The following is a 22,230-nucleotide window of genomic DNA, read 5'->3' as shown; positions in this document are numbered from 1 at the left end:
CTGACTCCGGCGGACTTGCCCGCTAGTCTCCGACCAGAGTCAACGGGCAGAAGTGTTGTTCGTTGCTCGCCAGGTGTGGGGCGATTAGGTTCCTCACCGGTCCGTATCCGACAGTTCGACATCCGAGGTGACGTAGGCGTGGCTCTTCCGCCCCTTACCCCTGAACAGCGCGCAGCCGCGCTCGAAAAGGCCGCCGCGGCTCGCCGGGAGCGGGCCGAGGTCAAGAATCGACTCAAGCACTCCGGCGCCTCGCTCCACGAGGTCATCAAGCAGGGTCAGGAGAACGACGTCATCGGAAAGATGAAGGTCTCCGCTCTCCTGGAGTCCCTGCCGGGCGTGGGCAAGGTCCGCGCCAAGCAGATCATGGAGCGTCTCGGGATCTCCGAGAGCCGCCGTGTGCGAGGTCTTGGCTCCAATCAGATCGCCTCCTTGGAGCGCGAGTTCGGCGGCGGTGCGGCCTGACGTTCTCAGGCACCCCTGAGAACCTGGATAATCACCGCATGGCTGCAACACCCCGGGGGACGACCCCCGTATCCCCGGACGTAGGTCCGCGGCTGACCGTGCTCTCCGGCCCTTCCGGGGTCGGCAAGAGCACGGTCGTCGCTCATATGCGCAAGGAACACCCCGAGGTCTGGCTCTCGGTGTCGGCGACGACCCGCAGGCCGCGCCCCGGGGAGAAGCACGGTGTCCACTACTTCTTCGTCAGTGACGAGGAGATGGACAAGCTCATCGCCAACGGCGAGCTTCTCGAATGGGCGGAGTTCGCGGGCAACCGCTACGGGACACCCCGCGATGCCGTGCTCGAACGGCTGGAGTCGGGCGAGTCGGTCCTCCTGGAGATCGATCTCCAGGGTGCCCGGCAGGTCCGCGAGTCCATGGCCTCCGCCCTGCTGGTGTTCCTGGCTCCCCCTTCCTGGGAGGAGCTGGTGCGTCGGCTCACCGGGCGGGGAACCGAGCCGCCCGAAGTGATCGAGCGCCGGCTGGACGCCGCCAAGACCGAGCTGGCGGCCGAGCCGGAGTTCGACACCACCCTGGTCAACACCTCCGTCGAGGACGTGGCGCGCGAGCTGCTAGCCTTGATGGAAGTTGTTTGATCTTTCAGGATCACCTTTAAGGTCGATTTCCACCTTTCGGAAGGCAGAGCGTGTCCTCTTCCATCACCGCGCCCGAGGGCATCATCAACCCTCCGATCGACGAGCTCCTTGAGGCTACCGACTCGAAGTACAGCCTGGTGATCTACGCGGCCAAGCGTGCCCGCCAGATCAACGCGTACTACTCGCAGCTCGGCGAGGGCCTCCTCGAGTACGTCGGTCCCCTCGTGGACACCCACGTCCACGAGAAGCCGCTGTCGATCGCCCTCCGGGAGATCAACGCGGGTCTGCTGACGTCGGAAGCCATCGAGGGCCCGGCTCAGTAGTATTTTCTGCTTTCAGCTCGTTTATCCACAGGCCCGGCAGCGCCCCTGCCGGGCCTGTGGTGTGTGATGGGGCGTACGGGACGGAGCCGTCAGGCGTCGTCGGTTTTCCGAGGTGCCGGGCGAGACGAGGAGCGACGTGGACAAGCCGAAGGTCGTGCTGGGGGTCAGCGGTGGCATCGCCGCCTACAAGGCGTGCGAGCTGCTGCGCCGACTGACCGAGTCGGGACACGACGTGCGGGTCGTGCCGACCGGGTCCGCGCTGCACTTCGTCGGCGCCGCGACCTGGTCCGCGCTGTCCGGACACCCCGTGTCGACCGAGGTCTGGTCGGACGTGCACGAGGTCCCGCACGTGCGGATCGGCCAGGGGGCCGACCTGGTGGTCGTCGCTCCCGCCACCGCCGATCTGCTGGCGAAGGCCGCGCACGGCCTGGCCGACGACCTCCTGACGAACACCCTGCTCACCGCCCGCTGCCCGGTCGTCTTCGCGCCCGCCATGCACACCGAGATGTGGGAACACCCGGCCACCCAGGAGAACGTGGCGACCCTGCGCCGCCGGGGCGCCGTCGTCATCGAACCCGCCGTGGGCCGGCTGACCGGCGTCGACACCGGCAAGGGCCGGCTGCCCGACCCCACCGAGATCTTCGAGACCTGCCGCCGCGTGCTCGCCAGGGGAGCGGCCGAACCGGACCTCGTCGGCCGCCACGTCCTCGTCAGCGCGGGCGGCACGCGCGAGCCGCTCGACCCCGTCCGCTTCCTGGGCAACCGCTCCTCCGGGAAGCAGGGGTACGCCCTCGCGCGCACCGCCGCCGCCCGGGGCGCCCGGGTCACGCTGATCGCCGCCAACACCGCGATGCCGGACCCGGCGGGCGTGGACGTCGTCCAGGTCGGGACGGCCGTGCAGCTGCGCGAGGCCGTGCTCAAGGCCGCCCCGGACGCCGACGCCGTGGTGATGGCGGCGGCGGTGGCGGACTTCCGGCCCGCCGCATACGCGTCGGGAAAAATCAAGAAGAAGGACGGGCAGGAACCGGAGCCGATCGTTCTCGTTCGTAATCCGGACATCCTCGCGGAGATCTCGGCGGACCGCGCCCGCGCAGATCAGGTCGTCGTGGGCTTCGCCGCGGAGACCGACGACGTACTGGCCAACGGCCGGGCGAAACTCCTGCGCAAGGGCTGCGACCTCCTCGTCGTCAACGAGGTCGGCGAGCGCAAGACCTTCGGCTCCGAGGAGAACGAGGCGGTCGTGCTGGGCGCAGACGGAAGCGAGACCCCGGTGCCGTACGGGCCCAAGGAGGCACTGGCCGAGATCGTGTGGGATCTCGTGGCGCGCCGACTGGGCTGAACGGCCTGGCGACTTCCGGAGACCCCTTTATCACTTCCGCCCACCCCTTTTCACCGGCGCACCCGGGTGTGGGAACCTGGCGGAGACGGTGAATCGTGTCGCAGAATGCCCGTGCCGCAGGTCACAGCGCTTCCGAGAGGCGAGACAGTGACCCCGCGACGGAGTGCGACCGATAAACTGTTCTCGGACGACGCCGGGCGCAGCTCCCGGCCGTCCGCCAATGATCAGCCAGCAGCCGCTGCAACCACAGGGAGCGTTGTGTCCCGTCGCCTGTTCACCTCGGAGTCCGTGACCGAGGGTCACCCCGACAAGATCGCTGACCAGATCAGCGACACCATCCTCGATGCGCTTCTGCGTGAGGACCCGTCGTCCCGGGTCGCCGTCGAGACGCTGATCACGACCGGCCTCGTGCACGTGGCCGGCGAGGTCACGACCAAGGCCTACGCGCCGATCGCGCAGCTCGTGCGCGACAAGATCCTCGAAATCGGCTACGACTCCTCCAAGAAGGGCTTCGACGGCGCCTCCTGTGGCGTGTCCGTGTCGATCGGCTCCCAGTCCCCGGACATCGCGCAGGGCGTGGACACCGCGTACGAGAAGCGGGTCGCGGGTTCCGGCGCGGGTGCGGAAGAGGACGAGCTCGACAAGCAGGGCGCCGGCGACCAGGGCCTGATGTTCGGCTACGCGACGGACGAGACCCCGGAGCTCATGCCGCTCCCGATCCACCTCGCGCACCGGCTCGCGCGCCGCCTCTCCGAGGTCCGCAAGAACGGCACCATCCCGTACCTGCGCCCCGACGGCAAGACCCAGGTCACCATCGAGTACGACGGCGACAAGGCGGTCCGCCTGGACACCGTCGTCGTCTCCTCGCAGCACGCCTCCGACATCGACCTGGACTCGCTGCTCGCGCCCGACATCCGCGAGTTCGTGGTGGAGCCCGAGCTGAAGGCGCTCCTGGACGACGGCATCAAGCTGGAGACCGAGGGCTACCGCCTGCTGGTCAACCCGACCGGCCGCTTCGAGATCGGCGGCCCGATGGGTGACGCCGGTCTGACCGGCCGCAAGATCATCATCGACACCTACGGCGGTATGGCCCGCCACGGTGGCGGCGCGTTCTCCGGCAAGGACCCGTCCAAGGTCGACCGTTCCGCCGCGTACGCCATGCGGTGGGTCGCCAAGAACGTCGTCGCGGCGGGCCTCGCCTCCCGCTGCGAGGTCCAGGTCGCCTACGCGATCGGCAAGGCCGAGCCCGTCGGACTCTTCGTCGAGACCTTCGGCACCGCCAAGGTCGACGCCGAGAAGATCGAGACGGCCATCTCCGAGGTCTTCGACCTCCGCCCGGCCGCGATCATCCGCGACCTCGACCTGCTGCGGCCCATCTACTCCAAGACGGCCGCGTACGGCCACTTCGGGCGCGCGCTCCCCGAGTTCACCTGGGAGAAGACGGACCGGGTGGACGCGCTGCGCAAGGCGGCGGGCCTCTAGCCTCCCGTTCTCGCGCGTTCGCGCATCACGGCGGAGGTCCAGCGCCCCCGCTCCAGCGCACCTACCGAGGCCCGGCCCCCCGTTCATGGGGCGCCGGGCCTCGGCCTTTCACGGTGCGGCGCCGGGGTGGGTTCCCCAGAGGGCCGGGGGTCCGGGGCGTCGTCGGCGGGCCGATGAGCGCCGCGCGACAGCGTGCGGCCGGAGGGGCCGGGCCGAACCAGGCGGGCAGGTCCGGGCGGGCGGCGGTGTCAGTGCGGTCTGGTAGGAATGCTGCTGTGAGCAGCGACGACGGGCAGAGGGGTGGCGGGGCCGACGGGGCGCCGCCCGAGCAGCTCGCCCTGATCCGGGACGCCGTGCGCAAGGCGCCGCGGGCCAAGCCGCGGACCTGGCGCGGGGCCGCGGTCGCCGAGCATCTGCCCGTCGCGCGGGTGCTCGTGGACAAGGGCGTGCTGCACCTCGACCGCTACTTCGACTACGCCGTGCCCGCCGAGCTGGACGCCGACGCCCAGCCCGGGGTGCGGGTGCGCGTACGGTTCGGGGCCGGACGGCACCGGGTGCGGGAGGGGCGGCGCGAGGGCGGCGGGCTGATCGACGGCTTCCTCGTCGAGCGGCTGGCCGAGTCCGACTATTCGGGCCCCCTGGCGGCACTCGCCCAGGTCGTGTCACCCGAGATCGTGTTGAGCGAGGAGCTGCTGGGCCTCGCCCGCGCCGTCGCCGACCGGTACGCGGGAAGTCTGGCCGACGTCCTGCAACTGGCCGTCCCGCCGCGCAACGCCCGCGCCGAAGGAAAGCCGTCCCCCGAGCCGCTGCCCGTGCCTGGCGTGCCGGCCGTGGGGTCCTGGGGCAGGTATCCGCGCGGGCCCGCCTTCATCGAGTCGCTCGCGGGCGGCGGGGCACCCCGGGCCGTGTGGAACGCGCTGCCGGGGCCCGGCTGGGCCGAGGAACTGGCGCGGGCCGTCGCAGCGACGCTCGCCTCGGGGCGCGGCGCGCTCGTCGTCGTGCCCGACGGGCGGGCGGTCAGCCGGGTGGACGCGGCGCTCACCTCGGTGCTGGGGGAGGGGCGGCACGCCGTGCTCACCGCGGAGGCCGGGCCCGAGAAGCGGTACCGGCAGTGGCTGGCCGTGCGGCGCGGGTCCGTACGGGCCGTGGTGGGGACCAGGGCCGCCATGTTCGCACCCGTGCGGGATCTGGGGCTGGTGGCCGTCTGGGACGACGGGGACGGCAGCCACAGCGAACCGCACGCCCCGCAGCCGCATGCCCGCGAGGTGCTGCTGCTGCGGGCCGCCCATGACAAGTGCGCCTTCCTGCTGGGGAGTTGGAGCTGCACCGTCGAGGCCGCCCAGCTCGTCGAGACCGGCTGGGCGGCGCCGCTCGTCGCCGAGCGGGCACAGGTGCGCGCGGCGGCTCCGCTCGTACGGACCGTCGGCGACCAGGATCTCGCGCGTGACGAGGCGGCACGGGCCGCGCGGCTGCCCACCCTCGCCTGGCAGGCCGTGCGCGAAGGGCTGAAGCACGGGCCCGTACTCGTACAGGTTCCGCGGCGGGGTTACGTGCCCCGTATGGCCTGTGCGCGGTGCCGGGCGCCCGCGCGGTGCCTGCACTGCGCCGGGCCGCTGGAGGGGCAGGACGCCGGGGTCCTGCGGTGCGGGTGGTGCGGCCGGGAGGAGGAAAGGTGGCACTGCCCCGAGTGCGGCGGGTTCCGGCTGCGGGCCCAGGTCGTGGGGGCGCGAAGGACCGCCGAGGAGCTGGGGCGCGCGTTCCCGGCCGTCCCCGTGCGGACCTCGGGCCGCGAACAGGTGCTGGACACGGTGCCGGGGTCGCCCGCGCTCGTCGTGAGCACGCCGGGCGCGGAGCCGGTGGCCGAGGGCGGCTACGCGGCGGCGCTGCTACTGGACGGCTGGGCGATGCTCGGTCGGCCGGACCTGCGGGCCGGCGAGGAGTCGCTGCGGCGGTGGATCGACGCGGCGGCGCTGGTGCGGGGGCAGGGGGACGGCGGGACCGTGGTGGTCGTGGCCGAGCCGACGCTGCGGCCCGTGCAGGCGCTGGTGCGCTGGGACCCGGTCGGGCACGCGGTGCGCGAGCTGGCCGAGCGGGCCGAGCTGGGGTTCCCGCCGGTGTCGCGGATGGCGTCCGTGTCCGGGACGGCGGAGGCGCTCGCCGCGTTCCTCGCCACGGTGGAACTGCCCGGCGAGGCCGAGCTGCTGGGACCGGTGCCGGTGCCTCCGGCGGACCCCGGCAGGCCGCGGCGGGCCGGGGCACCGCCTGCGGGCGAGCCGTGGGAGCGGGCGCTCATCCGGGTGCCCCCGGGAAAGGGAGCGGCACTGGCCTCCGCGCTCAAGCATGCGCAGGCTGCGCGGATGGCTCGCGGGGGGAGCGCGCGCGGCGGGAGTGGGGGTGGCGGAGCTGGTGGGGGCGGCCGGGGAGGCCCGGGAGGGCCGGGCGGCCGGGGTGGCCTGGGCGGCGGCGGGGGCGATGCGGTGTGGATTCGGATTGATCCGCCGGATATCGGGTGACCTGCCGGTCCGCTGACCTGCCGATTCGCCGACCCGCCGACCCGCCGACCCGCTGGCCCGTTGACCTGCCGACCTGCCGACCTGCCGACCTGACGACCCGGCGATCTGTCGGCTCAGCGGCTTCCCTGCCCGCTGACCTGCCTGCCCGCTGACCTGCCGGCCGGCCGGCCGATCTGGTCTGCCGACCCGCCGGTCCGGCGATGTGTCGGCCCATCGGCTCTCCGAGCCACCTCCGGAAGGGCGGGGGAGAGTGGCGACCGGAGACGTGCGTCTGCCCCCGACGTTTCTCGGGGGCAGACAAGGAACCGCTTCGGGGCCGCTCGGTGTGGGCGTCAGCCGTTGCGTGGGCCGGGGAACGCGTTCGGCCTGGTCTCCTCGCGGAGGGTGGGGCTGCCCGCCGTCGGCTGGGTCGGCAGCGGCATGGGCATCGGCATCGGCATGGAACGGGCCGCCGGGACCGTGGGGATGCCGGTGTTGACGCCGACCGGCCGGGCTCCCGACGGCTCGGTCGCGCGCTCGGCCTCCGCCGCGGCCTGGGCGGTCGCCCGGCGCGCGCCGTAACGGCGGTGCACCGCCTGCTTGGTGACACCGAGAGCCGAGCCCACCGCGTCCCACGAGAAACCCAACGAGCGGTCGAAGTCCACGGCGGCCGTGACCAGGGTCTCGACGCTGTCCCGCAGCTCCTGGGCGAGGCGGACGGTCGGAGCGGGAGCGCGTCCGTAGACGACGAAGCCCGTGGAGGGGCCCGAGCGGCGCGGGCGGTAGACGTTGCCCAGCTGGGCTGTCAGCGTGCGCAGTGCGTCCACCTGCCGGCGGACCCGCTCGATGTCCCGCACCAGCAAGTGCAGGCTGGCCCGCGCCTGGGCGTCGTGAGTTGCGTGGTCGGCCATGAACAAGCCTCTCGAACCGGCGGTGAAAAGGACCGGGCCGCGAGTGCGGCCCGTTTAGGTCAACTCTTTCTTGACCAACGCGTTTCGCGGTGAGTGGTCACGCATCAGGGGCGTGGAGGTGGATCCGTACGCCCCCGGCGGTCGGGAGGGCGCCACTCCGTGGCCGGCCGGGGAGCCTCCGGGACCGCGCCCCATAGACTGGTGCGCTGCCCGTTGTGAACTCGCCCGAGAGGCCGACTGCCACCCATGAAGCTCGTCTTCGCCGGTACCCCCGAGGTCGCCGTTCCCGCTCTGGACGCCCTGATCGCCTCCGGGCGGCACGAGGTGGCCGCCGTCGTCACGCGGCCCGACGCGCCGGCCGGACGGGGGCGCAGGCTCGTCGCCAGCCCCGTCGCCCAGCGTGCCGAGGAGGCCGGGATCGAGGTGCTCAGGCCGGCCCGGCCGCGCGACGAGGACTTCCTGGCTCGGCTGAGGGAGATCGCCCCGGACTGCTGCCCCGTCGTCGCCTACGGCGCGCTGCTGCCCCGGGTCGCGCTGGACATCCCCGCCCACGGCTGGGTCAACCTGCACTTCTCGCTGCTGCCCGCCTGGCGCGGGGCGGCGCCCGTGCAGCACGCGGTCATGGCGGGGGACGAGATCACCGGCGCGTCCACGTTCCTCATCGAGGAGGGGCTCGACTCCGGGCCGGTGTACGGGACCGTCACCGAGGAGGTGCGGCCCACCGACACCAGCGGGGATCTGCTGACGCGGCTCGCCTTCGCCGGGTCCGGGCTGCTCGCGGCGACCATGGACGGGATCGAGGACGGCACCCTGAAGGCCGTGCCGCAGCCTGCCGACGGTGTCACCCTGGCCCCGAAGATCAGCGTCGAGGACGCGCGGGTGGACTGGGCCGCGCCGGCGCTGCGGGTCGACCGGGTCGTACGGGGGTGCACGCCCTCGCCCGGGGCGTGGACCGTCTTCCGCGGGGAGCGGCTGAAGCTGATCCAGGTCGTGCCGGTTCCCGGGCGGACGGAGCTTGCGCCGGGGGCGCTGGAGGTCGGGAAGAACAACGTGTACGTGGGTACGGGGTCGTACGCCGTCGAGTTGGTGTGGGTGCAGGCGCAGGGGAAGAAGCCGATGCAGGCAGGCCGACTGGGCGCAGGGGTTCGTTGCCTCGGTGGCGAAGGTGGTGGGGGGGGGCTGAGGGGCGTGCGCCTCCGGCGAAGGCCGTCGGGGATGTGGGGCCGAGGCCAGGGCCCCGGGGCCAGGAGTGTGGGGGCCTGCCGTAGCGGACGTGCCGTTGCCCTGGAGTGATGGGGCTGAGGCGGGGTCTGAGGTGTGCGGGTCGCTCGGTGTGGGAGTCGCGCAGTTCCCCGCGCCCCTGGAGGTGGTGGGGGTGGGAGCGGGTCTGAGGGTGTGGGGGCCTGCCGTGGTGGGCGTGCGCAGTTCCCGCGCCCCTGGAAAGTGGGAGTGGGCCCGGGGGCTGGGGGGCGTTAAAGGCGCGTAACCTGGAGGGGTATCTACCTTGAGCCGGAGCACCTTTTTCGTGAGTGAGCAGACTCGTCGGCCCCGTCAGCAGGGCAAGCCCTACCGTCGTCCGAAGCAGGACCCGGTCCGCATGCTTGCCTTCGATGCTTTGCGGGCGGTGGACGAGAGGGACGCGTATGCGAATCTCGTACTGCCGCCCCTCCTGCGCAAGGCGCGGGAGCAGGGCGACTTCGACGGCCGCGACGCCGCGCTGGCCACGGAGCTGGTCTACGGAACACTGCGCAGACAGGGGACGTACGACGCCGTCATCGCCGCCTGCGTGGACCGGCCGCTGCGCGAGGTCGACCCGCCGGTCCTGGACGTCCTGAGCCTGGGCGCGCATCAATTGCTCGGGACACGGATCCCGACGCACGCCGCCGTGTCCGCGACCGTCGACCTCGCGCGGATCGTGCTCGGCGACGGGCGGGCGAAGTTCGTCAACGCCGTGCTCCGCAAGATCTCCCGGCAGGAGCTGGACGCCTGGATCGAGCAGGTCGCCCCGCCCTACGACGAGGACGCCGAGGACCACCTCGCGGTCGTGCACTCGCATCCGCGGTGGATCGTCTCGGCGCTGTGGGACTCGCTCGGCGGCGGACGCGCCGGCATCGAGGATCTGCTGGAGGCCGACAACGAACGGCCAGAGGTGACCCTGGTCGCCAGGCCCGGTCGCGCCACCGCCGACGGGATCCTCGGCGAGGTCGGCGCGGAGGCCGCGCTGCCGGGCCGCTGGTCGCCGTACGCGGTGCGGCTGTCCGAGGGCGGCGAACCGGGCGCCATCGACGCCGTACGCGAAGGACGGGCCGGCGTCCAGGACGAGGGCAGCCAGCTCGTGGCGATCGCTCTCGCGAACGCGCCCCTCGACGGACCCGACCGGGCATGGCTCGACGGATGCGCAGGACCGGGCGGCAAGGCGGCCATGCTCGCCGGGCTCGCCGCCGAGCGTGGGGCCGTGCTGCTCGCCTCCGAGAAGCAACCGCACCGGGCCAAACTGGTCGCGAACGCGCTCGCCGGAAACCCCGGGCCGTACCAGGTGATCGCCGCCGACGGGACCCGGCCGCCGTGGCGCCCGGGGACCTTCGACCGCGTGCTGATGGACGTGCCGTGCACCGGGCTCGGTGCCCTGCGGCGGCGGCCCGAGGCGCGCTGGCGGCGGCGGCCCGCCGACCTGGACGGGTTCGCCCCGTTGCAGCGCGGACTGCTGCGCACCGCGCTCGACTCGGTGCGGGTCGGCGGTGTCGTCGGGTACGCCACCTGCTCGCCGCACCTCGCCGAGACCCGGGCCGTGGTCAACGACGTACTCAAGGAGAAGGACGCCGAACTCATCGACGCCCGCCCGCTCTTCGTGGACGTCCCGTCCCTGGGCGAGGGCCCGGACGTTCAGCTCTGGCCGCATGTGCACGGGACGGACGCCATGTATCTGGCGTTGATCCGCCGGACCGGCTGATCGGCCCGCGGCTTTTATCGCGCGGCCCGCAGGGGGCGGTCGGTCCGGTCAGTCGGAAGGGCCGGCCGCGGGGGTGTGGCCCGTCTCCTGGGACAGTCGGTTCGGCCACCAGATCCTCGGGCCCACGTCCAGGAACAGGGACGTCACGAGGACCGAGCGCACGATGAACGTGTCGAGCAGGACGCCGAGGGCGACCGTGAACCCGATCTCGGCGAAGGCCACCATCGGCAGCGTCCCGAGGACGGCGAACGTGCCCGCCAGGACCAGCCCCGCCGACGTGATGACCGCGCCGGTGGCGGCGAGGCCCGTGACCACCCCCGGGCGCGTGCCCTGTCGGCCGGCCTCCTCGCGGATCCGGGTGGTCAGGAAGATGTTGTAGTCGATGCCCAGCGCCACCAGGAAGACGAAGACGAACAGCGGGAAGTCCGTCGTCTCACCCGCGTAGTCGAAGAGGTGCCGGAACACGAGCGCGCTGATCCCCAGCGCGGCGGCGAAGGACAGCACCACCGTGCCGATCAGGAGCAGCGGGGCGATCAGGGCGCGGAGCAGGGCGCACAGGATCAGCAGCACCACGAGCAGCACCAGCGGGATGATCAGGATGTTGTCGTGGGTCGTCGCCCTGTCCATGTCCAGCAGAGCCGCCGTACCGCCGCCGACCTCGGCGTTCGCGTCCGGGACCGCGTGCACGGCGTCCCGTACCCGCTCCACCGTGCGTTTGGCGGCCTCGCTGTCCGCCGGGGCGGTCATGGTCGCCTCGAAGAGGACCCTGCCCTCGAACTCCGGTTTCGTGCCGGGCGGCAGGCCGAGGGAGTCCGGTACGACGCCCCGGGTGTCCGCGACCGCCCGCCCGACCTCCGTTGCCTGTCCGCGGTCGCTGACGACGACCAGTGGGTCGCCGCTGCCCGCAGGGAAGTACCGTGCGGACACCTCCTGGCCGATGATCGAGTCGGGCTTGTCGGTGAAGGAGTCGGCGTTGCTGATGCCCTCCGCGCGCAGTTGGACGAGGCCCAGCGACAGCAGCGCGAGCGTCGCCGCCGTGATGACCCAGACCAGTCGGGGGCGGTGCGAGAAACGGTTGCCCATTCGGGCCCAGACACCGTGCTCGGTCGGGTCCTCGGAGCCGAAGTGCGGAATCAGCGGCCAGAAGATCCAGCGACCGCAGATCACCAGCAGGGCAGGGAAGAGCGTCAGCATCGCGACCAGCGCCACGGCGACGCCGAGGGCGGCGACCGGGCCGAGGCCGCGCGTCGAGTTCATCTCGGCGGCCAGCAGCACCAGCATGCTCAGGACGACGGTGGCGCCGGACGCGACGACGGCCGGGCCCGCCCGGTGCAGGGCCAGTGCCATGGCCTCGTGGCGGTCCTCGTGGCGGCGCAGCTCCTCCCGGTAACGGGCCACCAGGAGCAGGGCGTAGTCCGTTCCGGCGCCGAAGACGAGGACCGTCAGGATGCCCGCGCTCTGCCCGTTCACGGTCAGCCCCGCGTGCTCCGCGAGGAGATAGACCAGCGCCTGCGCGGTGAACAGCGCGGCGACCACACCGATCAGCGGGACCAGCAGCAGGGTCGGGCTGCGGTAGGTGAGCAGCAGCATCACGACGACGACGGCCATCGCCGAGAGCAGCAGGGTGGAGTCGATGCCCTCGAAGGCCTCGGAGAAGTCGGCCGACGTACCGCCCGGCCCCGTGATGTGCACGGCGAGGCCGTCCCCGCCCTTGCCGACGTCGTCACGGATCGCGTCGACCGCGGGCGCGATGCGCTCCCAGCCCTTCTCGTCCATCGTGATCGGCACGGAGACCTGGGCCGCCCGCGGGGCCGGCCGCCGGTCGAACACGGGGCCGCGGGTCTCCGCACCGCGGATGCCGTGCTCGCTCAGTGCCCTGAGCTCCCGTACGTCCCGGGCGATCCGTGTCCGGTCCTGTGCCGTGAGGCCGTCGGCGCGGGCGTACACGACGATCGCCGGGATCTGTTCCGGCCTGAAGTCCGCGGAACTCTGCAGGACTTGGGTGGACTCGGCGGAACCGGGCAGCCAGGAGGCCGCGTCGTTGTCCTGGGCGTCGGTGAGCTTCTGGGCGAAGGGAGCCATGGCCACGAGCAGCACCAGCCACAGTCCCACCACGAGCCACTTGGACCGCCGGCCGCAGACCAGCCGCCCGAGCCCCCGCCGCCGCGGCCCCCCGGACCCCGACCCCTGAGACCCCTGCGATCCCTGAGGCCTCTGAGAGTCCTGCGATCCCTGGGACGACTGAGAGGTCGGAGAGGTCGGAGAGATCGGAGAGGTCGGAGAGCTTTGAGGTTCTTGCGATCCGTGAGCGTCCCGGGATCCCTGAGATTCCCGAGAGTCCCGAGAGCCTTGAGGTTCCTGTGTTCCCCGCGTTCCCTGTGCGTCCGTCATGGCCATCCCCGTAGCCGTTTATGGAGCCGGTGGGCCGACAAGGATGGCATGGCCGTCCGGCCGGTGCAGCCCCCCGACCCGAACGAGTTGGTACATACCGACCGGTCCGGCCCGGGACCGGGGAGGCAACCGGCTCCGGGCATGGCAGGCTTGTGGCATGGCCGCGCAGATCAACCCCAGCATCCTCTCCGCCGACTTCGCCCGCCTTGCCGAGGAGGCAAAGGCGGTGGAAGGGGCCGACTGGCTGCATGTCGACGTGATGGACAACCACTTCGTCCCCAACCTCACGCTCGGCGTGCCGGTCGTAGAGTCCCTGGCACGGGCGACGGACACCCCGCTGGACTGCCATCTGATGATCGAGGACGCCGACCGGTGGGCGCCCCAGTACGTAGAAGCGGGTGCCGGTTCCGTCACCTTCCACGTCGAGGCCGCCGCGGCACCCGTGCGGCTGGCCCGCGAGATCCGGGCCAAGGGCGCCCGTGCCTCGATGGCGCTGAAGCCCGCGACCCCCATCGAGCCGTACGAGGATCTGCTGCCCGAGCTCGACATGTTGCTGATCATGACCGTCGAGCCGGGCTTCGGGGGCCAGGCGTTCCTCGACATCATGCTTCCGAAGATCCGCCGTACCCGTGAGCTGATCAACAAGCACGGTCTCGAACTGTGGCTGCAGGTCGACGGCGGGGTCTCCGCCTCCACCATCGAGCGCTGCGCCGAGGCGGGAGCCGACGTCTTCGTCGCCGGCTCGGCCGTCTACGGCGCCGCCGACCCCGCCCAGGCGGTACGTGCATTGCGCACGCAGGCCGAGGAGGCGACGGCCCAGGCAGCATGGGCATGCGGCCACTGAGCCAAGGGAACGTGAACGCCGCCCCTCAGGGCTGATCAAGTACGCCGGATCTGCAAGGATGAACGGCGAATCCAGAGTGTGAACAGCAGTGAGGAGATCCCCGTGTCGGGTATGTCGGCGGGCCGGTCAGCCATGCGGATGGGACCCGCTGAGCTGGTGCAGGCGGCGGCCATGGCCCGCCGCTTCTACCTTGAGGGCAAGTCCAAGATCCAGATTGCCGAGGAGTTCGGCGTCAGCCGCTTCAAGGTGGCCCGGGTCCTGGAGACCGCCCTCGAACGGGATCTCGTGAGGATCGAGATCCGTGTCCCCGCGGAGCTGGACGCGGAGCGCTCCGACGCGCTGCGCGCACGCTACGGGCTGCGGCACGCCGTGGTCGTCGAGTCCCCGGCCGAGGCCGAGGAGTCGCCCGACCCGGAGAACCTCGGCGAGGTGGCCGCGGACCTGCTCGGTGAGCTGGTCGCCGAGGGCGATGTGCTGGGTCTCGCCTGGGGCCGCTCCACCATCCACATGGCCGCGGCGCTCGACCGGCTGCCGCCGTGCACGGTGGTGCAGCTGACGGGTGTCTACGACGCGGGGACGGCCGAGCGCGGTTCGGTCGAGGCCGTCCGCCGGGCCGCCCAGGTCTCCGGCGGCGACGCCCACCCCATCTACGCGCCGATGCTCCTGCCGGACGTGGCCACCGCCGCCGCCCTGCGGAGCCAGACGGGGATCGCGCGGGCCTTCGAGTACTTCGACAAGGTCACGGTGGCCTGTGTGTCCATCGGGTCCTGGGAGGCCGGGATCTCCACGGTGCACGACATGCTCACCGAGGAGGAGCGCGCCCACTACGCCTCCCTCGGGGTCGAGGCCGAGATGTCCGCGCACCTCTTCGACGTCGAGGGCCGCAGGGTCGGGCGTGACCTGGGGGAGCGGTGCATCACCGTCGAGGCCGACCGGCTGCGGCGCATCCCCGAGGTCGTCGCGATCGCCGGCGGGCAGCGCAAGTCGGGCGCCATCGACGCGGTGCTGCGGTCGGGGCTCGTGACCAGTTTGGTGACGGACACGGCCGCGGCGGACGCCCTGATGTCGACGGGTCCCGCGCCGCGCCCCGCCCTGGACCGGGCGGACCCCGACGGGCTCTGAGCCACCCCGGCCCAGGTGTCGTCCGGGGTGATCCGCCCGGCGTTCGGCAGCGTGCCGTGAGGGGACGGCCGTGGCAGCATCTACGACATGCCGCTCCGGTCCGTCCCCCGTCCGTTCCACCTGTTCCACCTGTTTCGCGGGCTGCTGGTGTGCCTGGTGGCCCTGCTGGCGGCCGGCTGCTCGTCGGCGGAGACGGCCGGCGGAACGGCCGGGGAGACCGGGAGAGGCACGGCCACCGCGGCGGCCTCCGCACCCGGCTGGGCCGACGGAATGGGCACGGTCCGTCAGGCCGAACTGCCCGCCGAGGCCCGCCGCACGCTCGCCCTCATCGACGCGGGCGGCCCCTTCCCGTACGCCAAGGACGGCAGCGTCTTCGGGAACTTCGAGCGCGAGCTGCCGCGGCGGGAACGCGGGCACTACCACGAGTACACCGTACGGACGCCCGGCGAGCGGGATCGCGGGGCCCGGCGCATTGTCACCGGGCGGGACGGCGAGGTGTACTACACCGATGATCACTACAACTCGTTCAGGGCGGTGCTGAGATGACGCACGACATGCCCGCACGGAACCGCCACGTGGTCACGCTGGACCTCGACGGGGTCACCGGCAAGGCGGACTTCATGGAGCGCTGCGTACGCGCCCTGGACCTGCCGGAGTGGTTCGGCCGGAACTGGGACGCGCTCGCCGACAGCCTCAGCGACCCCTCCGTGTGGCCCGCGGCCGTCGGCGAACGGGGACCGCTGCTGGTCGTCGTCACCGGCTGGCGGGCGTACGCGCGCACGCGGCCCGACGAGTGGGAGACCGCCGAGGACGTCTTCGCCCAGGCGGCCGACCGCACCCCCGCGCTCACCGTGGCACTGGCGCTGGGAACCGAGGGGGCCCACGGCTCTGGGAGGATCCCACCAACGGGCCCCTGACCAGCCTGGATGATCGGCCCAGGGCGTGAACGGCCCCGCACATGGGACAATGAAGTACGTGCTCTCCCTCGGGCTGTCCTGTCCGGGGGCCGCCTCTGATCGACTGGGATGTGCAGCACGTGCGTTTCCTCAACGACATCCAGCCCGCGTACGACCTGACGTACGACGACGTCTTCATGGTGCCGAGCCGTTCCGCGGTCGGCTCGCGGCAGGGCGTCGACCTGGCTTCGCCGGACGGCACCGGCACCACGATTCCCCTGGTGGTCGCCAACATGACCGCGATCGCGGGCCGCCGGATGGCCGAGACCGTGGCCCGCCGCGGCGGGCTCGTCGTCATCCCGCAGGACATCCCGATCGAGGTCGTCACCGAGGTCGTCTCCTGGGTCAAGAGCCGGCACCTCGTGCTGGACACCCCGATCGTCCTCGCCCCGCACCAGACCGTCGCCGACGCGCTGTCCCTGCTGCCCAAGCGCGCGCACAACGCCGGTGTCGTGGTGGACGGCGAGGGCCGGCCCGTCGGCGTGGTCACCGACGCCGACCTGAACGGCGTCGACCGCTTCACCCAGCTGTCCGAGGTCATGGCCCGGGACCTGCTGCTGCTCGACGCGGACATCGAGCCGGGGGAGGCGTTCGACCGGCTCGACCACGCCAACCGCCGGTACGCCCCCGCCGTGGACGAGGAGGGCCGGCTGGCCGGCATCCTCACCCGCAAGGGCGCCCTGCGGGCCACGCTCTACACGCCCGCCACCGACGCGGACGGCAGGCTGCGCATCGCCGCCGCGGTCGGTATCAACGGCGATGTCGCGGGCAAGGCCAAGCAGCTGCTCGCCGCGGGCGTCGACACGCTCGTCGTGGACACCGCGCACGGCCACCAGGAGTCGATGCTCTCCGCGGTGCGGGCCGTCCGCGGGCTCGACCCCCAGGTGCCGATCGTCGCGGGCAACATCGTCGCCGCCGAGGGCGTACGCGATCTGATCGAGGCCGGCGCGGACATCATCAAGGTCGGTGTCGGACCGGGCGCCATGTGCACCACGCGCATGATGACCGGAGTGGGCCGCCCGCAGTTCTCGGCCGTGCTGGAGTGCGCGGCCGAGGCGAAAAAGCACGGCAAGCACGTGTGGGCCGACGGCGGGGTGCGGCACCCGCGCGATGTGGCCATGGCCCTGGCCGCGGGCGCATCGAACGTGATGGTCGGCTCGTGGTTCGCCGGTACGTACGAGTCGCCGGGCGACCTCCAGCAGGACGCGAACGGGCGGCTGTACAAGGAGTCGTTCGGCATGGCGTCCGCGCGCGCGGTGCGCAACCGTACGTCGGAGGAGTCGGCGTACGACCGGGCCCGCAAGGCGCTGTTCGAGGAGGGCATCTCGACGTCCCGGATGTTCCTCGACCCGTCCCGGCCGGGGGTCGAGGACCTGGTCGACTCGATCATCGCGGGCGTGCGGTCCTCGTGCACGTACGCCGGTGCCAACTCTCTCGCGGAGTTCGCGGAGCGGGCGGTCGTCGGGGTGCAGAGTGCCGCGGGCTATGCGGAGGGCCAGCCTCTGCACGCCAGCTGGAGCTGACCGGTGCGAACAGCGAAGAGAGTGATCCACCCGCAGTGCTGAACGATCTCGACGCACGTATCGTGCGCGCCCTCGCCGCGGACGCCCGGCGCTCCTACGCCGACATCGGGCACGAGGTCGGGCTGTCCGCGCCCGCCGTGAAGCGGCGGGTGGACCGGTTGCGGTCCAGTGGGGCCATCACCGGGTTCACCGTGCGGGTGGATCCGGTGGCGCTCGGGTGGGAGACCGAGGGGTTCGTCGAGATCTACTGCCGCCGGAACACCTCGCCGGAGACGATCCAGCGAGGGCTGGAGCGGTATCAGGAGGTGGTGGCCGCTTCCACCGTCACGGGGGAGGCGGATGCGGTGGTGCAGGTGTTCGCCTCCGACATGCGGCACTTCGAGCGGGTGCTTGAGCGGATCGCGGGGGAGGCGTTCGTCGAGCGGACGAAGTCCGTGTTGGTGCTTTCGCCGTTGCTGCGGAGGTTTTCGGCGGGGCGCCCTTGAGAGTGAAAGGACTGCGCCGTTCCCCGCGCCCCTGAAAAGCCAAAACATTGCGCCGTTCCCCGCGCCCCTGGGTGGGTGAAGGGTTGCGTCGTTCGCCGCGCGCCCGGCAGGCGCAAAGACTGCGCCGTTCCCCGCGCCCCTGAAAAGCCAAAAGATTGCGCCGTTCCCCGCGCCCCTGGGTGGGCGGAGGGTTGCGTCGTTCGCCGCGCGCCCGGCAAGCGCAGAGACTGCGCCGTTCCCCGCGCCCCTGGAAGGGCGGCGCCCCGGGAAAGGCTGGTCCCCGGTGGGAGTCGTGGGGTTAGCATTTGGGGGTGAAGTGGCGACATTGAGTTAGACGTTGTGCCTCCCGAGGGCCGCCTCGGATGCCGTGGTTTCGGTGTCCGAGCTCTTGTGGTTCTTTCGGGAAGGCCCCATGACACTCTCCTCCGCGCGGCGGCTGACCGCCGTGCTGTACGGCTACGCGTTCCTCGACGACTTCGTGCTGCTCTATCCCGTGTACGCGCTGCTGTTCGCCGACAGCGGGCTCACGGTCTGGCAGATCTCCTCACTCTTCGCCCTCTGGTCCGTCACCGGCGTCGTGCTGGAGATACCGTCCGGCGCCTGGGCCGACGCCGTCTCACGGCGGCTGCTCCTGTGGGTCGGCCCGCTGCTCACCGCCGCCGGATTCACGCTCTGGGTGCTCGTGCCCTCGTACTGGGCGTTCGCTCTCGGGTTCGTGCTCTGGGGCATCAAGGGAGCGCTCGGGTCCGGCGCGCTGGAGGCGCTGGTGTACGAGGAGCTCGACCGGCTCGGCGCGGCCGACCGCTACGGACGTGCCATGGGCCGGGCCCGGGCGGCGGGCCTCGTGGGGGTGATGGCGGCCATGGGCCTGGCAGGACCGGTCTTCGCGTACGGCGGCTACCCGCTCGTCGGGGCCGCCAGTGTGCTGGCCTGTCTGCTGACGGCCGCCGCCGCGACCCGGTTCCCCGAGCACCGGACGGCGGACGCGGGGGCCGAGCCCGGTGAGGGGTGGGCCGGTCCGTTGCGGGCCGGCCTCGCCGAGGCCCGCGCGGACCGGTCCGTACGCGCCGCCCTGCTGCTCGTACCGGCCGTCACGGCGGTGTGGGGCGCGCTCGACGAGTACACGCCGCTGCTCGTCCGGGACACGGGGGTCGGCGAGAACGCCGTGTCGCACTGGCTGCTGCTGATCTGGGCGGGGGCGACGGCCGGCGGGCTGCTGGCCGGCCCGGCTCAGCGGCTGGGCAGGGGCGGGTTCGCCGGGATCCTGGCGGGCTCCGCGCTGGCGCTCGCCGTGGGCGCGGTGACGCGGACCCCGGCCGGGATCGGCCTGGTCGCCCTCGCCTTCTGCGGGTTCCAGCTGGCGAGCGTCCTGGCCGACGCCCGGCTGCAGGAGAGCATCGAGTCGACCGGCCGGGCCACCCTGACCTCCGTCGCCGGGGTCGGCACCGACCTGGCCACCGTCGCCGTGTTCGGTGCCTACGCGGTGGTCGGGTCGGCGGCCTCGCACGCCACCGCCTTCGCGCTGTCGGCGGCGCCCTACCTGGTCACGGCGCTGCTCCTCGCCAGGGGCGGGAGGGCCTTTCCGGCCCGGAGCGCGCAACGAATCGCCGCCGAAGCGCCGGTGGACGCAATGATTCGCACAGCAGCGCGCAACGGCTCCTCCTTGTCCCCCGATACCCCTGCCCGTACCGTCGATCTGGCCGCCGGTCCGGCCCCCACAGTCCTTCCGCCCGATGAGGAATCCGCATGCGCACCGCCCTGCTCCAGAGCTCCGGCCGCCCCGGATCCGTCGTCGGGAACCTCAAGGTCCTCGACGAGGCCGCGGGCCGCGCCGCCGCCGCGGGCGCCGGGCTGCTGATCGCCCCGGAGCTGTTCCTCACCGGCTACGCGATCGGCGCGGACGTGCGCCGACTCGCCGAACCCGCCGACGGGGACTCCGCGGACGAGATCGCCGAGATCGCCGGCCGGCACGGTCTCGCCGTCGTCTACGGCTACCCGGAACGCGCGTCGGACCTGGTCTTCAACTCCGCGCAGCTCATCTCCGCCGACGGCACGCGCCTCGCGAACTACCGCAAGACCCACCTCTTCGGCCGCTTCGAGCGGGAGTGGTTCACCCCCGGGGACGAGCCGGTCGTCCAGGCCGAGCTGGACGGTCTCCGTGTCGGGCTGATGATCTGCTACGACGTGGAGTTCCCGGAGAACGTCCGCGCGCACGCCCTCGCCGGCACCGACCTGCTCGTGGTGCCCACGGCCCAGATGCACCCGTTCCAGTTCGTCGCCGAGTCCGTCGTACCCGTGCGGGCCTTCGAGAACCAGCTGTACGTCGCGTACGTGAACCGGGTCGGCACGGAAGGGGAGTTCGAGTTCGTCGGGCTCTCCGCCCTGGCAGGACCCGACGGCGGCGCCCGGGCCCGCGCGGGCCGCACCGAGGAACTCGTCCTCGGTGACGTGGACCCCGCGTTCCTCGCCGCCTCGCGCGAGGCCAACCCGTACCTGAGGGACCGCCGCCCCGGCCTCTACGGGTCTCCGGCCTGACACCCCCGCCCCACGAAGAAGTACAAGCCCCGCCCCGAGTTTTCGCGCAAGGAGTCCGTACCCCATGACGTCCACGGTGCCCCCCGCCGTCCCGCACACCGACGCGCAGCCGCCGATCACCATGTTCGGCCCGGACTTCCCGTACGCGTACGACGACTTCCTCGCGCACCCCGCGGGCCTCGGCCAGATACCCGCGACCGAGCTGGGCGCCGAGGTGGCCGTCATCGGCGGTGGCCTCTCCGGCATCGTGGCCGCGTACGAGCTGATGAAGATGGGCCTCAAGCCCGTCGTGTACGAGGCGGACAGGATCGGCGGGCGGTTGCGGACGGTCGGGTTCGAGGGCTGCGACCCCTCGCTCACCGCCGAGATGGGCGCGATGCGCTTTCCGCCGTCCTCCACGGCGCTCCAGCACTACATCGACCTGGTCGGGCTGCGGACCGAGCCGTTCCCCAACCCGCTCTCCGAGTCGACGCCCTCGACCGTCGTCGACCTCAAGGGCGAGTCGCACTACGCGAAGACCCTCGCCGACCTGCCGCAGGTCTACCGGGACGTGGCCGCCGCCTGGAACGCCTGCCTGGAGGAGGGCGCCGACTTCTCCGCCATGAACAGGGCGATGCGCGAGCGCGACGTCCCGCGCATCCGGGAGATCTGGGCGAAGCTCGTCGAGAAGCTCGACGACCAGACCTTCTACGGGTTCCTCTGCGACTCCCCGGCGTTCAAGTCCTTCCGGCACCGCGAGATCTTCGGGCAGGTCGGCTTCGGCACGGGCGGCTGGGACACCGACTTCCCGAACTCCATCCTGGAGATCCTGCGCGTCGTCTACACCGAGGCCGACGACCACCACCGCGGCATCGTCGGCGGCAGCCAGCAACTCCCGCTGCGCCTGTGGGAACGCGAGCCCGAGAAGATCACGCACTGGGCGTACGGGACCTCGCTGGCCACGCTGCACAGCGGTGAGCCCCGGCCGGCCGTGACCCGCCTCCACCGCACCGCGGGCAACCGGATCACCGTGACCGACGCCTCCGGCGACATCCGTACGTACCGGGCGGCGGTCTTCACCGCGCAGTCCTGGATGCTGCTGTCCAAGGTGGCCTGCGACGACGCGCTGTTCCCGATCGACCACTGGACGGCGATCGAGCGCACCCACTACATGGAGAGCTCGAAGCTGTTCGTGCCGGTCGACCGGCCGTTCTGGCTCGACGAAGCCACCGACGACCGAGGCGTTCCCACGGGGCGGGACGTCATGTCGATGACGCTGACGGACCGTATGACGCGGGGTACGTATCTCCTCGACAACGGCCCGGACCGGCCCGCCGTCATCTGCCTCTCCTACACCTGGTGCGACGACAGCCTGAAATGGCTGCCGCTGTCCGCCAACGAACGGATGGAGGTGATGCTGAAGTCGCTCGGCGAGATCTACCCGAAGGTCGACATCAGGAAGCACCTCATCGGCAGTCCGGTCACCGTGTCCTGGGAGAACGAGCCCTACTTCATGGGGGCGTTCAAGGCCAACCTGCCCGGTCACTACCGCTATCAGCGGCGTCTGTTCACGCACTTCATGCAGGACCGGCTGCCCGCGGACAAGCGGGGCATCTTCCTCGCGGGTGACGACATCTCATGGACGGCCGGGTGGGCCGAGGGGGCCGTGCAGACCGCGCTCAACGCCGTGTGGGGCGTCATGCACCACTTCGGCGGCGGGACCGATCCCGCGAACCCCGGCCCCGGTGACGTCTACGACGAGCTCGCTCCGCTGGAACTCCCGGAGGACTGAGGCCGCCCGGCC

At 72.0% G+C, this 22,230-nt stretch carries 18 protein-coding genes and 1 pseudogene; 17 read left to right on the top strand and 2 right to left on the bottom strand.

All coding sequences use genetic code 11. The annotated features are described in order from the left end of the window. Positions 1 to 138: 138 nt before the first annotated feature. From K3769_RS05545 to K3769_RS05520, 6 genes are all read left to right on the top strand, one after another. Entirely contained in the window at positions 139 to 462 is a 324-nt protein-coding gene (locus K3769_RS05545) for an integration host factor (protein ID WP_005319887.1), read from the top strand. Between the two features lie 38 nt (positions 463 to 500). Then, positions 501 to 1,094 carry a guanylate kinase gene (gene gmk / locus K3769_RS05540; RefSeq protein ID WP_267025335.1) on the top strand — a complete coding sequence of 198 codons (594 nt, stop codon included), beginning with the start codon at positions 501 to 503 and terminating at the stop codon, positions 1,092 to 1,094. Positions 1,095 to 1,144: 50 nt separating this feature from the next. Continuing rightward, positions 1,145 to 1,417: a DNA-directed RNA polymerase subunit omega gene (gene rpoZ / locus K3769_RS05535; protein ID WP_005319902.1), complete on the top strand. Its 273-nt coding sequence runs from the start codon at positions 1,145 to 1,147 to the stop codon at positions 1,415 to 1,417. A gap of 136 nt (positions 1,418 to 1,553) precedes the next feature. Continuing rightward, complete coding sequence (coaBC, locus tag K3769_RS05530) at positions 1,554 to 2,756, top strand: bifunctional phosphopantothenoylcysteine decarboxylase/phosphopantothenate--cysteine ligase CoaBC (RefSeq protein ID WP_267025334.1); 1,203 nt, start codon at positions 1,554 to 1,556, stop codon at positions 2,754 to 2,756. Between the two features lie 258 nt (positions 2,757 to 3,014). Continuing rightward, a complete protein-coding gene (gene metK, locus K3769_RS05525) occupies positions 3,015 to 4,238 on the top strand; it encodes a methionine adenosyltransferase (protein WP_267025333.1) in 1,224 nt (407 codons plus the stop codon). A 275-nt stretch (positions 4,239 to 4,513) separates the two neighbouring features. Beyond that, entirely contained in the window at positions 4,514 to 6,751 is a 2,238-nt protein-coding gene (locus K3769_RS05520; RefSeq protein ID WP_267025332.1) for a primosomal protein N', read from the top strand. Positions 6,752 to 7,083: 332 nt separating this feature from the next. On the opposite strand, the gene K3769_RS05515 is transcribed toward K3769_RS05520, so the two are convergent. Continuing rightward, the gene (locus K3769_RS05515) at positions 7,084 to 7,641 is read right to left on the bottom strand and encodes a hypothetical protein (protein WP_267025331.1); all 558 of its coding nucleotides are present in this window, start codon (positions 7,639 to 7,641) and stop codon (positions 7,084 to 7,086) included. A 246-nt stretch (positions 7,642 to 7,887) separates the two neighbouring features. Here K3769_RS05515 and fmt point away from each other — a divergent pair, with 246 nt between their 5' ends. Continuing rightward, positions 7,888 to 8,934: a methionyl-tRNA formyltransferase gene (gene fmt / locus K3769_RS05510; RefSeq protein WP_267025330.1), complete on the top strand. Its 1,047-nt coding sequence runs from the start codon at positions 7,888 to 7,890 to the stop codon at positions 8,932 to 8,934. A gap of 232 nt (positions 8,935 to 9,166) precedes the next feature. Then, a complete protein-coding gene (locus tag K3769_RS05505; RefSeq protein ID WP_267025329.1) occupies positions 9,167 to 10,591 on the top strand; it encodes an RsmB/NOP family class I SAM-dependent RNA methyltransferase in 1,425 nt (474 codons plus the stop codon). A 48-nt stretch (positions 10,592 to 10,639) separates the two neighbouring features. Here the strand turns inward: K3769_RS05505 and K3769_RS05500 are convergent, their stop codons facing one another. Continuing rightward, positions 10,640 to 12,706, bottom strand: coding sequence for an MMPL family transporter (locus K3769_RS05500; protein WP_314415942.1), 2,067 nt, complete (start codon positions 12,704 to 12,706; stop codon positions 10,640 to 10,642). A gap of 433 nt (positions 12,707 to 13,139) precedes the next feature. On the opposite strand from K3769_RS05500, the gene rpe reads away from it, so the two are divergent. The 9 genes and pseudogenes from rpe to K3769_RS05455 all read left to right on the top strand — a co-directional run bounded on the left by rpe (position 13,140) and on the right by K3769_RS05455 (position 22,218). After that, a complete protein-coding gene (gene rpe, locus K3769_RS05495) occupies positions 13,140 to 13,826 on the top strand; it encodes a ribulose-phosphate 3-epimerase (protein ID WP_267025328.1) in 687 nt (228 codons plus the stop codon). 78 nt (positions 13,827 to 13,904) lie between these two features. Continuing rightward, the gene (locus tag K3769_RS05490) at positions 13,905 to 14,948 is read left to right on the top strand and encodes a sugar-binding transcriptional regulator (RefSeq protein ID WP_267025327.1); all 1,044 of its coding nucleotides are present in this window, start codon (positions 13,905 to 13,907) and stop codon (positions 14,946 to 14,948) included. A gap of 87 nt (positions 14,949 to 15,035) precedes the next feature. Then, entirely contained in the window at positions 15,036 to 15,494 is a 459-nt protein-coding gene (locus K3769_RS05485) for a guanyl-specific ribonuclease (protein ID WP_267025326.1), read from the top strand. Further along, positions 15,491 to 15,865, top strand: a complete 375-nt coding sequence (locus K3769_RS05480; RefSeq protein WP_267025325.1) for a barstar family protein — start codon at positions 15,491 to 15,493, stop codon at positions 15,863 to 15,865. The genes K3769_RS05485 and K3769_RS05480 overlap by 4 nt, the downstream gene beginning before the upstream one ends. Positions 15,866 to 15,984: 119 nt before the next feature. Next, positions 15,985 to 17,427 carry a GuaB1 family IMP dehydrogenase-related protein gene (locus tag K3769_RS05475; protein ID WP_267031253.1) on the top strand — a complete coding sequence of 481 codons (1,443 nt, stop codon included), beginning with the start codon at positions 15,985 to 15,987 and terminating at the stop codon, positions 17,425 to 17,427. Positions 17,428 to 17,462: 35 nt separating this feature from the next. Then, positions 17,463 to 17,912, top strand: a complete 450-nt coding sequence (locus K3769_RS05470) for an Lrp/AsnC family transcriptional regulator (RefSeq protein WP_267025324.1) — start codon at positions 17,463 to 17,465, stop codon at positions 17,910 to 17,912. 412 nt (positions 17,913 to 18,324) lie between these two features. Further along, positions 18,325 to 19,515, top strand: a pseudogene (locus K3769_RS05465) (MFS transporter); the annotation flags it as partial. Positions 19,516 to 19,658: 143 nt separating this feature from the next. After that, on the top strand, positions 19,659 to 20,447 hold the full coding sequence (locus K3769_RS05460; protein ID WP_267025323.1) for a carbon-nitrogen hydrolase family protein: 789 nt from the start codon (positions 19,659 to 19,661) through the stop codon (positions 20,445 to 20,447). A 64-nt stretch (positions 20,448 to 20,511) separates the two neighbouring features. Further along, on the top strand, positions 20,512 to 22,218 hold the full coding sequence (locus K3769_RS05455; protein ID WP_267025322.1) for a flavin monoamine oxidase family protein: 1,707 nt from the start codon (positions 20,512 to 20,514) through the stop codon (positions 22,216 to 22,218). Positions 22,219 to 22,230: the final 12 nt, after the last annotated feature.

The organism is Streptomyces ortus, assembly GCF_026341275.1.
Lineage (GTDB): Bacteria > Actinomycetota > Actinomycetes > Streptomycetales > Streptomycetaceae > Streptomyces > Streptomyces ortus.
Note: the sequence above shows the minus strand (reverse complement) of the source record. Positions and strands in the feature narration are given on the sequence as shown.